The following is an 11,316-nucleotide window of genomic DNA, read 5'->3' on the forward strand; positions in this document are numbered from 1 at the left end:
TGTCGCAGGCAGCGATTTTTTTGATTCAGATCAAGGTAATTTTTCGCAGGACGCATTGCCCGCGCAGGCTGTTGGCGTGTCAGGGCGTGCCTGCTCACCGAAAACAATCTCGAATCCCCGCAATAGGGCAAGATCCACGTCCTCCATCGTCACGGGCAGCCCCAGATCCACCAGCGAGGTCACGCCGTGATCGCGGATCCCGCAGGGGACGATTCCCTCGAAATGGCTCAGATCGGGTTCGACATTGATCGAGAGCCCGTGAAAGCTGACCCAACGGCGCAGCTTGATGCCGATGGCGGCGATCTTGTCCTCGCGCGGGCTGCCATCGGGCAGGGGGGGCTTGTCGGGCCGCGTGACCCAGACGCCCACCCGACCCTGGCGCCGCTCGCCGCGAATGCCGAATTCCGCAAGGGTGGCGATGACCCACTCTTCCATCTGATGCACGAAACAGCGCACATCGCGCCCGCGCCGGTTCAGATCGAGCATCGCATAGACGACGCGCTGGCCGGGGCCGTGATAGGTGTATTGCCCGCCGCGTCCGGCAGCATGGACCGGGAAGCGGTCCGGTGCGGTCAGATCGGCCGGATTTGCGCTGGTCCCGGCGGTATAGAGCGGGGGGTGTTCCAGCAGCCAGATCGCTTCCGGCGCGTCCCCACGGCTGATGGCGGCGACTGTGGTTTCCATCGCGGCCAGCGTTTCGGCATAATCCGACAATCCGGGCAGGATGCGCCATTCGGGTCTGTGTTGCGGGTGCGGGCTCATCGGCGCGTCATTCTCACTATCTCCGTCAGTGTATTTACCCTCTCCGGGCGCGGGATGGCCATAGCTTCGGGCCCCGCGCCCTGTCTTTTTCAGCCCGTTGCGTTTTTTCGTGATTTCCCCCTTCACAACCGCGAACCGGGCGAGTAAAGACGCCGCATCTGGCACGTGCGGTCGTGGCGGAATTGGTAGACGCGCAGCGTTGAGGTCGCTGTGGGGTAACTCCCGTGGAAGTTCGAGTCTTCTCGACCGCACCATTCTCCTTTCATCTGGTCATGCATGTGTCGCATTGCTCTGGCAATGCGCCATTTTTCGCTCGGAAAACGCCTGCAGTCGGATCGCCTGAATGTGTCGCAATCACGGGATCAAACGCCGCAAATCAGGAGCGGTGCGGGAAATATTTGCGTAATCTGCATCTTATCGTCCGCAATCAACTTATTTGTTGCATTGCCGGGTGCGCTTGGTTTTACTGAACCTATGACAAGAGCGGATTACCGCCGAGACACGGGGAGATAATCGTGGTCGCAGCAAACACGCGCGACGGCTTCGTCGTATTTGACGGAGTCCAAAAGAGCTATGATGGCGAAACACTGGTCGTCAAAGACCTCAACCTTTCGGTCGGCAAGGGTGAGTTTCTGACAATGCTCGGGCCGTCCGGGTCGGGCAAGACCACCTGCCTGATGATGCTGGCCGGGTTTGAAACCGCGACTCATGGCGAGATCATGCTGGATGGGCGCCCGATCAACTCGGTCCCGCCGCATAAGCGCGGCATTGGCATGGTGTTTCAGAACTATGCTCTGTTCCCGCATATGACCGTGGGCGAGAACCTGTCCTTCCCGCTGGAAGTGCGCGGCATGGGCAAGTCCGATCGCGAGAAGAAGATCATGCGCGCGCTCGACATGGTGCAGATGGGCAGATTCGTAAATCGCCGCCCTGCGCAGCTTTCAGGCGGGCAGCAACAGCGGATCGCCCTGGCCCGCGCGCTGGTGTTCGAGCCGGAACTGGTCCTGATGGACGAGCCGCTTGGCGCACTCGACAAGCAGTTGCGCGAGCATATGCAGTTCGAGATCACTCGACTGGCGCATGATCTGGGGATTACCACAGTCTATGTGACCCATGACCAGACCGAAGCCCTTACCATGTCCGACAATGTGGCCGTGTTCGAGGATGGCCGCATCCAGCAGCTTGATCCGCCCGATGTGCTCTATGAAGAGCCGCGCAACAGCTTCGTGGCCCAGTTCATCGGCGAAAACAACACGCTGGATGGTGTCATCAAGGAAATCCGGGGCGAAACCTGTGTCGTGAAACTGGATGGCGGAGAGTTGATCGACGCCAAGCCCGTGAATGTGAGCAAGGTTGGCGAGCGCACCCGCGTGTCGATCCGCCCGGAGCGGGTCGAGGCCAACAAGGACCGGCTTGATCCCGGTGCTCATCTGATCCGCGCGGAAGTGATGGAGTTCATTTATATGGGCGATGTCTTCCGCACCCGGCTGAAAGTGGCCGGGAACGAGAATTTCATCATGAAAACCCGCAACGCGCCCGATCAGGTGCGTCACAAGCCGGGGGACATGATCGAAATCGGCTGGCTGCCGAAAGACTGCCGCGCTCTCGATTGTCCGCAGTGACAATACTCCGCAATGCGGCGAGGCGTTCGGGGGACAGAACTGCCAGATACGGTGTATGCGTAATATGCGCCGTCAGAACCAACCAAGGAGGTTACGAATGTCATCCAAAGTCAAACTGATCGCGCTGAGCTCGGCTGTCAGCGTCATGGCGCTAAGCGCTGCGGCGAATGATCCGGTCTCGCTGACGATCGTGTCGTGGGGCGGGGCCTATACCGCCAGCCAGCAACGCGCCTACCATGAGCCCTTCATGGAAGCCAATCCGCATGTCACGATCGTCAATGATGACGGTTCGGCGAATGCGCTGGCGGGCCTGCGGGCGCAGGCTCAGGCCGGAAACGTGACCTGGGATCTGGTGGACATGCTGCCCTCCGATGCGCAGCTTGCCTGTGATGAAGGCATCATCATGCAGATCGATCATGATGCCATGCTCGCCGCTGCGCCCGATGGCACGCCTGCGAGCGAGGATTTCCTGCCCGGCTCGCTGGGTGAGTGCTTTATCCCGCAGATCGTCTATTCGACGGTTCTGACCTACCGTCCGGCGGCTTTCCCCGATGACAAGCAGCCCTCAAGCATCGCGGATCTGTTCGATGTCGATAATTTCCCCGGTCGCCGCGCCCTGCAGGATCGTCCGGGCACCAATCTGGAATGGGCACTCTATGCCGATGGCGTCGCTCTTGAGGACATCTACGATGTGCTGGCCACCCCTGAGGGCGTAGATCGCGCCTTCGCCAAGCTCGACACGATCAAGGATCACATCATCTTCTGGACCGAAGGGGCTCAGGCGCCTCAGCTTCTGGCCGATGGTGAAGTGGCATTCGCCACGGGCTATAACGGCCGGATGTTCGCCGCGATCGAAGAAGAAGGTATGGCCGCTGATATTATCTGGGACGGCCAGATCGTCGAATGGGACGGCTGGGTCGTGCCCGCAGACGGGCCGAATCTGGATACGGTGATGGAATATCTCTATTTCGCCACGGACACGCAGCGTCTGGCGGATCAGGCCAAGTATATCAGCTACGGCCCGGCGCGCGCCTCTTCGGCGGAGCTGGTTGGTGAGCATGCCGATCTGGGGATCGACATGGCACCGCATATGCCGACCAATCCGGACAACTATTTCGCGCCGATCGTGCTGGATAACGACTTCTGGGTCGATTACGGCGACGAACTGCGCGAGCGTTTCGCCAACTGGATGCTGCAATAAGCATCTCTCTCGGTCAGGGCGCGGTTTTCGCGCCCTGACTGCACTGAGCCTGCACAAGCCACAGGACATACGGGATATCGCGAATGGCAGATGCGACAGCAGATGGTGGCCTGACAGGGTCGCATACCGACAAGCGCGGGCGCTTGCTGACTTCGGACGGAACGCCGTTGCGCCGCGCATTGGAGCGCGCCAACCGTCGCCGCAAACTGACGGCCCTGGCGCTTGTCGCGCCTCTGTTGGCCTTTATTTTGATTTTCTTTGCCTTTCCCATCGCGCAGATGATGTGGCGCTCGGTTGACAATCCGCAGGTCGTGAACGCGCTGCCGCGCACGCTTGATGCGCTGCAGGACTGGGATGGCGATGCGCTGCCGCCGGAGCCTGTTTTCGCGGCTCTTCATGCGGATATGGTGGCCGATCTGGAACGGCCCCGGCGCGAGCAGGCCATTGGTCCGCTGGGGATTCGCCTGAACTATGAATTGAGCGCTGCGCGCTCCGCAATTTCACGAACCACGCGTGACGTCGCAAATTTCGAGGCACCCTATAGCGAGGCATTCACCTCGGCACATCGTCTCTGGGGTGATGTCGAATTGTGGCGGATCATCCAGCGCGAGGGGCGACCGCTCACATTATCCTATTATGTTGCGGCTCTTGACCGAGAATATGACGCCCAAGGCAATATCGTGAAGCGCGATGAAAACCGCCGGATCTATGTCTCGCTCTTCGGCCGGACTCTCGCGCTCAGCGTGGCCATTACTGCGATGACCTTTCTGCTGGGCTTTCCGATTGCCTATTACCTGTCCGTCCTGCCGATGCGCTACGCCAATCTGCTGATGATTGCGGTGCTGCTGCCGTTCTGGACCTCGCTGCTGGTGCGGACCTCGGCCTGGATCGTGCTGCTGCAGCAGCAGGGCGTGATCAACAACACGCTGGTCGGGATCGGATTGATAGATGACGCGGGCAGGTTCAGCCTGATCTACAACCAGACGGGCACGATTATCGCCATGACCCATATTCTGCTGCCCTTCATGGTCTTGCCGCTCTATTCCGTGATGCGCACCATTCCGCCCAGCTACATGCGCGCGGCGAAATCTCTTGGTGCGCGGCCCTGGACCGCCTTCCGACGCGTCTATTTTCCGCAGACCCTGCCGGGGATCGGAGCTGGCGGCGTGCTCGTTTTCATCATCTCGATCGGCTATTATATCACGCCGGCCCTGGTAGGCGGTCAGACAGGGCGGATGATCTCGAACGAGATTGCGCGCCATATCCAGCAATCGCTGAACTGGGGGCTGGCTGCGGCTCTGGGGTCGATGCTGCTGGTGGGCGTTCTGGTGCTCTATTGGCTCTATAACCGGCTGGTCGGTGCCGACAGCCTGAAGTTCGGGTAAGGGAGAGAACGCATGTCCATGCCCGCCTATTACACGACCAAGGACAAGATCTGGCATTACACCTTCCGGGTGATCTGCTTTGCCATCTTCTTCTTCTTGCTGGCGCCGATCCTGATCATGATCCCGCTCAGCTTCAACGCGCAGCCGTTCTTCACCTTCACCCGTGAAATGCTGACGCTCAACCCTGAAGGCTACAGCCTGCGCTGGTATCGCGATTTCCTGGGATCCGATAGCTGGATGCGCTCGATCCGCAATTCCTTCATCATCGGTATCGCGGCCACATTGGTCTCGACCACGCTCGGGACATTGGCGGCGCTGGGGCTGTCGCGGTCGGAAATGCCCGCGAAGGGCCTGATCATGGGCATTCTGATCTCGCCCATGATCGTGCCGCTGATTATTTCGGCCGCAGGGATGTTCTTCTTCTTCTCCTCGATCAACATCGCCCAGACCTATCTGGGGGTGGTGCTGGCCCATGCGGCCCTTGGCACGCCTTTTGTGGTGATCACGGTCACAGCGACATTGGTCGGGTTCGATCAGTCGCTGACGCGCGCGGCGGCCAATCTGGGCGCTTCGCCCACGCGGACCTTCTTCAAGATCACCATGCCGCTGATCCTGCCCGGCGTGATCTCGGGCGCGCTCTTCGCCTTCATCACCTCTTTTGACGAGATCGTGGTGGTGCTCTTCGTTGCCGGTGTCGAGCAGAGGACCATCCCGCGCGAGATGTGGTCGGGGATCCGCGAGGATATCAGCCCGACGATCCTGGCGGTGGCGACAATTCTGGTGCTGATCTCGGTCGCGCTGCTGACGGTGGTGGAATTGCTGCGCCGCCGGGGCGAGCGGTTGCGGGGCCTGAGCCCGCAATAATCCGGGCACGGGAAAAAAAGTAGGGTGCGTGGTTTTCCACGCACCCTTTTTCATGTCCGGGCGGTGCGTGCAGGAGCACGCACCCTACGCCTTCAGCCAAGCAGTTGCTTCACCTGCGCGACCGTCGCCTCTGCGGTAATGCCGAACGCGCGATACAGATCCGGGGCAGGGGCAGAGGCACCGAAACCCTGCATGCCCACAAAGCCGGATTTCTCGCGACGCCCGCGTTCGCCGAAAAGCCAGCGATCCCAGCCGAAGCGCAGTCCGGCTTCGATGGCGACACGCACCGGGCCTGCGGGCAGCACCTTGCGCCGATAGGCCTCGGGCTGGTCCTCGAACAGCTCCCAGCAGGGGAAAGACACGACCCGCGTGCCGATCCCTTCAGCCTGCAGCATGTCGCGCGCGGCCATGGCAATCTCGACCTCCGAGCCGGTGGCCATCAGGATCGCCTGACGCTTGCCCTCGGCTTCGGCCAGCACATAGGCGCCCTGCGCGGTCAGGTTCTTCGTGCTATGCGTAGTGCGCAGCGTCGGCAGGTTCTGGCGCGACAGCGCCAGCACCGAGGGCGTGCGCGGGGCGGTCAGAGCGAGTTCCCAGGCTTCCGCCGTCTCGATCGTGTCGCAGGGGCGGAACACATAGGTATTGGGGGTCGCGCGCGAAATCGCCAGATGCTCGACCGGCTGATGGGTCGGGCCATCTTCGCCCAGTCCAATGCTGTCATGCGTCATGACATAGGTCACAGGCACGCCCATCAGCGCCGACAGGCGCATCGCGCCGCGCGCGTAATCGGTGAAGCACATGAAGGTGCCGCCATAGGGTTTCACGCCGCCATGCAGCGCCAGACCGTTCATCGCCGCCGCCATGCCATGTTCGCGGATACCGAAATAGACGTAACGGCCTTTGCGATCTTCGGATGAGAACACGCCCAGACCCGCGGTCTTGGTGTTGTTCGAGCCCGTCAGGTCGGCCGAGCCACCGATGGTTTCGGGCATGACCTCATTGATGACTTCCAGCACCATCTCCGAGGATTTGCGCGTCGCAACCTTGGGGGCGCTCTCAGAGATCTGCTTCTTGAACGCGCGGATGGCGGCGGCGAGTTTCTTCGGGGCCTCGCCCGCCATGCGGCGGGTGAATTCGGCCTGTTTCGCGCCCGAGAGTTTCGCGAAACGTGCTTCCCAGGCGTCGCGTGCCTCGGCGCCGCGCGCGCCGATCGCGCGCCAGTCCGCCAGCACGTCGCCGGGGATCTCGAAAGGCCCGTAGGGCCAGCCATAGATCTCTTTCGTAACCGCAATTTCGGCATCCCCCAGCGGTGAGCCATGCGCGCCCGAGGTGTCGGCCTTCTTGGGGCTGCCAAAGCCGATGATCGTCTTGCAGTCGATCAGAACCGGCCGGTCAGAGCCTTTGGCCTCGGTCAGCGCGCGGTCGATATCGGCAGGATCATGCCCATCGCAGGAAAGCACGTTCCAGCCCGCAGCGGCAAAGCGCGCGCGCTGATCGGTGACATCAGACAGGCTGACCCGGCCATCAATGGTGATGTCATTATTGTCCCAGAGCACGATCAGACGGCCCAGTTTCTGATGGCCCGCAAGGCCGATGGCCTCATGGCTGATGCCTTCCATCAGGCAGCCATCGCCTGCGATGACATAGGTGTAGTGATCAACCACCTTCGCGCCGAATTCGGCGCGCAGCTTTTCCTCGGCCATGGCAAACCCCACGGCATTCGAGATGCCCTGACCCAGGGGACCGGTCGTTGTCTCGATCCCCTTGGCATGGCCGTATTCCGGGTGCCCGGCAGTGATCGCGCCCCATTGGCGGAAATTCCGGATCTGATCGAGGGTCATATCCTCGTAGCCGGTCAGATGCAGCAGGGCATAGAGCAGCATCGAGCCATGCCCCGCCGAGAGGATGAAGCGGTCACGATCCGCCCAGTCCGGGCGGCTGGCATCGAATTTCAGATGCTTCTCGAACAGCACGGTCGCCACATCGGCCATGCCCATCGGCATGCCGGGATGGCCGGAATTCGCGGCCTGAACCGCATCCATGGCCAGAGCACGGATGGCGGTGGCTTTCTTCCAGTGATCGGGGTGCGCGTCACGCAGGGCAGCAATGTCCACTTCGGGCTTCCTTGTCTGGCCAGTGTTAGCGGCGTCATACCAGCCTGCGCCGCGAGTTCAAGCGATGCGATGCCAACCAGAGGCGGGAATGCGACAGGATGTTGGATTATCCGCGCTTTACGGGTAGGTTTCTGGCATTGACCTTGCCTGATCCACGGGCCATGATTCGCGAACTGAGACGGTCAGAAGAACACTGAAACAGAAAGCGTTCCTCGCATGAGCAATGTATCAGACCTTGAGAACCGCCTTGGACGCGCGCTGGATCGCATCGCGAAAAGCGCGATGGCGCTCCGCGCCGCCAAATCCGATGAGACCCCTGATCTGGAGGCGCTGCGCAGCCAGCTTGATGCCGAGCGCGCGAAGAATGCACAACTGTCAGAACGGGTGAATGCCGTGCGTCAGCGGCAGGAAAGTTCCTTCGCCACATTGGAGCGCCGCCTCGCGCGCATGACCGAACAACTGGATCTGCAAAGTCTGGAAATGCTGCGGCTGAAAAAGGCGAATACCAAGCTGATCGAGGCCAATCGCAAGCTGCGCGAGGGAAGCGAGGCGCAGGTAATCGAGCCATCCGCGATCAACCGCTCACTGGTCGCTGAACTCGAAGCGCTGCGCGCCGAACGCGCGGCCGAGGCGGCGGAACTCGAAGATGTGCTGGGCGAGTTGACGCCGGTGCTGTCGCGGGAGGAAAGCAATGCCTGAGCAGGTCATCACCATCGGCCACAAGGAATTCACCGTTGCCTGCCAGCCGGGGGAGGAACAGTTCCTGCTGGCTGCGGCGGAATTGCTGGATGCCGAGGCGCGCACCCTTCTGAACCAGATCGGCCGTGTCCCGGCCGAGCGCATGCTGCTGATGGCGGGGCTCATGCTGGCCGACAAGATCGCAGAGGCCGAAGACAAGGTGAAAACCGCCGATGCCGAGATCGCATCCCTGCGCGAGGAAATCTCGCGCCTGCATGCCCGGCCCGCGCCCGAGCCGAAGAAGATCGAGGTGCCGGTGATTCCGGCGGATGTGACCGATGCGCTGACAGAACTGGCCGCGCGCGCCGAAGCCGTGGCCGATGATCTGGAAACCCGCGCGAAAGCGCGCTGACGCGTCGGTGTCTACAGGCCGGTCGTCGCTGGCATGATGCCGATTGCGCTGGCCCCGTTCAGCACGAATTGCACCGAGAGCGCGGCTAAGAGCAGACCGAACAACCGGGTCATGACCATGGTTCCCGTGCGGCGCAAGAGCCGCTCGATGGGGCCTGCGAGCAGGAAGGCCATCAGCACCAGAGCGACGACGACCAGCATGACGCCTGTGACCAGCGCCATGCCCTGCGGCGTACGCCCGGTCTCGCCGATCAGCAAAACCATCGTCGCCATCGCGCCGGGGCCCGCGATCAGCGGCATCGCAAGCGGAAAAACGGACGGGTCATCGGCCACAGCGCCGGCACCTTCGTCGGCGTGATCCTTGCGCCGCTGGCTGCGGCGGTCAAACAGCATGTCGAGCGCAGTCAGGAACAGCAAGAGCCCGCCCGCGATCTGGAAAGCGGGCATGGAAATGCCGATGAATCGCAGGAAATCTTCGCCCGCGAGGCCGAAGAGCGCGAGCAGGATCACCGCGATCACACAGGCCCGAATGGCGATCAGGCGGCGGCGCGCGGCGTCCATGCCTTGGGTCAGCGCAAGGAACAGCGGCGCTGTGCCAATCGGGTCGATGACCACGAAGAGCGTGACAAAGGCCGTGATCAGAAAGGCGCTGTCGACCAGATCCAACATCGCGTCATAGCGCCTTGAAATGCTTGGCGAGTTTCAGCCCCTGACCCTGATAATTCGACGCGATCCCGGCGCCGTAAAGGGTTTCCGGGCGTTCGCTCATGCGTTCATAGACCAGCCGCCCGACGATCTGTCCGTGTTCCAGCACGAAGGGCGCTTCATGGCAGCGCACTTCCAGCACGCCGCGCGCACCGGCCCCGCCTGCGGCGGCATGGCCGAAACCGGGGTCGAAGAATCCGGCATAATGCACGCGGAATTCGCCCACCATGGCCAGATAGGGGGCCATTTCGGCGGCATAATCCGGCGGGATATGCACCGCTTCGCGGCTGACAAGAATATAGAACGCGCCGGGATCAAGGATCAGTTGCCCATCGCTGCTGTGCAGCTCTTCCCAGAAATCGCGCGGGTCATATGCCCCGATCCGGTCCAGATCGATCACGCCGGTATGTGGCTTCGCGCGGTAGCCGACCAGCGCGCCGCTTTCGGGGCGCAGGTCGACCGAAAAGCCCAGCCCTTCGGAAATCACCGGCTCACCGGGAACCAGCCTGTCGCTTTCGTGCAGCGCCAGCAATTCTGCGTCGGTCAGGACAGATTGCCCCTTGCGAAACCGGATCTGATTGAGCCGCATCCCCGGACGCACCAGCACCGAAAACGAACGCGGGCAGATCTCGGCGTAAAGCGGACCGGTATAGCCTTCGGCCACGCGGTCAAATTCGGTTCCGTCGTCGGTGATGACCCGCGTCAGCAGGTCCAGCCGCCCGGTCGAGCTTTTGGCATTGGCCACGGCCTGAATCCCGAGGGGCAGCGCCAGGCTCTCCATCAGCGGCACGACATAGACGCAGCCCTTTTCAAGCACGGCGCCATGCGTCAGATCCATCTGGTGCATTTCGAGCGCGGCCAGCCGGTCAGCCACCCGCCGCCCCTTGCCCGCAAGGAAAGAGGCCCGCACCCGCCAGGCGCGCGCACCAAGGCGAAGATCAAGGCTTGCGGGCTGGATTTGTGCATCTTCGACCGGTGGTTCCGCGCGGATCACGCCGTCGCGCACCATGGCGCGCAAAGCCTGTACTGGCAAAACCCCGGTCTGTTGCATGATCCACCTCTTTCGGCCTGCTGCCGGTTTCCTTGCAGATGCGTTGCCTTAGTGCAAGGCGGCACAGCGGAAGAAAGTGAGAGATTTATGGTCGGGCTAGCAGGACTTGAACCTGCGACCTTCCGCCCCCCAGACGGACGCGCTACCAGACTGCGCCATAGCCCGACGCTGTGTGCGCCTATCTACCCGATTCACGCCCAAGGGCAAGGGTGAAAAACAGGGCTGCGCGACAAAAGCCGCGCCGCGCCGATCATTCGCGGCTGCGCATCAGCGCGAGCAGGGCCTGCAGCCGCGCGATCGCTGGTGCGGCCTCGGCCAGACGCGTGGGCGCGGGCGGAGCACCGCGCAGGGTATGGGCAAGCGCCGCTGCACGCCGAAAACGCGTCTTCGGCGGCGTGTCCAGATCACTGAAGGCATTGCCGCCTGTATCCGGATCCGGCGGGGCAGGGGGCGCAGGATCATTTGCCGCTTGCACCTCAGCGGCAGCCAGATCAGCTTTCTCAGGCTCAGGCTCAGGCTCAGG

11 protein-coding genes and 2 tRNA genes are annotated in these 11,316 nt (G+C 62.1%); 7 read left to right on the forward strand and 6 right to left on the reverse strand.

Features of this window, described 5'->3' with window-relative positions; genetic code table 11:
- Window positions 1–30: 30 nt before the first annotated feature.
- Complete coding sequence (gene lipB / locus BG457_RS14660) at window positions 31–762, reverse strand: lipoyl(octanoyl) transferase LipB (protein WP_084657658.1); 732 nt, start codon at window positions 760–762, stop codon at window positions 31–33.
- Window positions 763–929: 167 nt separating this feature from the next.
- Here lipB and BG457_RS14665 point away from each other — a divergent pair.
- The 5 genes from BG457_RS14665 (at window position 930) to BG457_RS14685 (ending at window position 5,834) form a co-directional block, all read left to right on the forward strand.
- Window positions 930–1,016, forward strand: a tRNA-Leu gene (locus tag BG457_RS14665).
- Window positions 1,017–1,277: 261 nt separating this feature from the next.
- Complete coding sequence (locus BG457_RS14670) at window positions 1,278–2,384, forward strand: ABC transporter ATP-binding protein (RefSeq protein ID WP_071797985.1); 1,107 nt, start codon at window positions 1,278–1,280, stop codon at window positions 2,382–2,384.
- Between the two features lie 97 nt (window positions 2,385–2,481).
- Entirely contained in the window at window positions 2,482–3,585 is a 1,104-nt protein-coding gene (locus tag BG457_RS14675) for an ABC transporter substrate-binding protein (protein ID WP_071797987.1), read from the forward strand.
- Window positions 3,586–3,668: 83 nt separating this feature from the next.
- A complete protein-coding gene (locus tag BG457_RS14680; protein ID WP_071797989.1) occupies window positions 3,669–4,970 on the forward strand; it encodes an ABC transporter permease in 1,302 nt (433 codons plus the stop codon).
- 12 nt (window positions 4,971–4,982) lie between these two features.
- Window positions 4,983–5,834, forward strand: a complete 852-nt coding sequence (locus BG457_RS14685) for an ABC transporter permease (RefSeq protein ID WP_071797991.1) — start codon at window positions 4,983–4,985, stop codon at window positions 5,832–5,834.
- Window positions 5,835–5,926: 92 nt separating this feature from the next.
- Here the strand turns inward: BG457_RS14685 and tkt are convergent, their stop codons facing one another.
- Entirely contained in the window at window positions 5,927–7,948 is a 2,022-nt protein-coding gene (gene tkt / locus BG457_RS14690) for a transketolase (RefSeq protein ID WP_071797993.1), read from the reverse strand.
- A 216-nt stretch (window positions 7,949–8,164) separates the two neighbouring features.
- Between tkt and BG457_RS14695 the strand changes: the two genes are divergently transcribed.
- Complete coding sequence (locus tag BG457_RS14695) at window positions 8,165–8,647, forward strand: hypothetical protein (RefSeq protein WP_071797995.1); 483 nt, start codon at window positions 8,165–8,167, stop codon at window positions 8,645–8,647.
- A complete protein-coding gene (locus BG457_RS14700) occupies window positions 8,640–9,038 on the forward strand; it encodes a cell division protein ZapA (RefSeq protein WP_071797997.1) in 399 nt (132 codons plus the stop codon). Before BG457_RS14695 ends, BG457_RS14700 begins: the two co-directional genes overlap by 8 nt.
- Before the next feature lie 11 nt (window positions 9,039–9,049).
- Here the strand turns inward: BG457_RS14700 and BG457_RS14705 are convergent, their stop codons facing one another.
- The 4 genes from BG457_RS14705 to BG457_RS20315 all read right to left on the reverse strand — a co-directional run.
- A complete protein-coding gene (locus tag BG457_RS14705; protein WP_071797999.1) occupies window positions 9,050–9,706 on the reverse strand; it encodes a MarC family protein in 657 nt (218 codons plus the stop codon).
- A gap of 4 nt (window positions 9,707–9,710) precedes the next feature.
- Window positions 9,711–10,793, reverse strand: a complete 1,083-nt coding sequence (locus BG457_RS14710; protein ID WP_071798001.1) for a 2'-deoxycytidine 5'-triphosphate deaminase — start codon at window positions 10,791–10,793, stop codon at window positions 9,711–9,713.
- Window positions 10,794–10,881: 88 nt separating this feature from the next.
- Window positions 10,882–10,958, reverse strand: a tRNA-Pro gene (locus BG457_RS14715).
- A gap of 85 nt (window positions 10,959–11,043) precedes the next feature.
- Window positions 11,044–11,316 (reverse strand): hypothetical protein (locus BG457_RS20315; protein WP_217649528.1); only part of this gene is annotated, 273 nt, incomplete at its 5' end.

Source organism: Natronohydrobacter thiooxidans, assembly GCF_001884735.1.
In the GTDB taxonomy this organism is placed as follows: Bacteria; Pseudomonadota; Alphaproteobacteria; order Rhodobacterales; family Rhodobacteraceae; genus Roseinatronobacter; species Roseinatronobacter thiooxidans_A.

Coding starts and splice junctions, on each gene's coding strand:
- lipB (WP_084657658.1), bottom strand. CDS start 762: ATGAGCCCGCACCCGCAACACAGACCCGAATGGCGCATCCTGCCCGGA.
- BG457_RS14710 (WP_071798001.1), bottom strand. CDS start 10,793: ATGCAACAGACCGGGGTTTTGCCAGTACAGGCTTTGCGCGCCATGGTG.
- BG457_RS14700 (WP_071797997.1), top strand. CDS start 8,640: ATGCCTGAGCAGGTCATCACCATCGGCCACAAGGAATTCACCGTTGCC.
- BG457_RS14705 (WP_071797999.1), bottom strand. CDS start 9,706: ATGTTGGATCTGGTCGACAGCGCCTTTCTGATCACGGCCTTTGTCACG.
- BG457_RS14685 (WP_071797991.1), top strand. CDS start 4,983: ATGTCCATGCCCGCCTATTACACGACCAAGGACAAGATCTGGCATTAC.
- BG457_RS14695 (WP_071797995.1), top strand. CDS start 8,165: ATGAGCAATGTATCAGACCTTGAGAACCGCCTTGGACGCGCGCTGGAT.
- BG457_RS14680 (WP_071797989.1), top strand. CDS start 3,669: ATGGCAGATGCGACAGCAGATGGTGGCCTGACAGGGTCGCATACCGAC.
- BG457_RS14675 (WP_071797987.1), top strand. CDS start 2,482: ATGTCATCCAAAGTCAAACTGATCGCGCTGAGCTCGGCTGTCAGCGTC.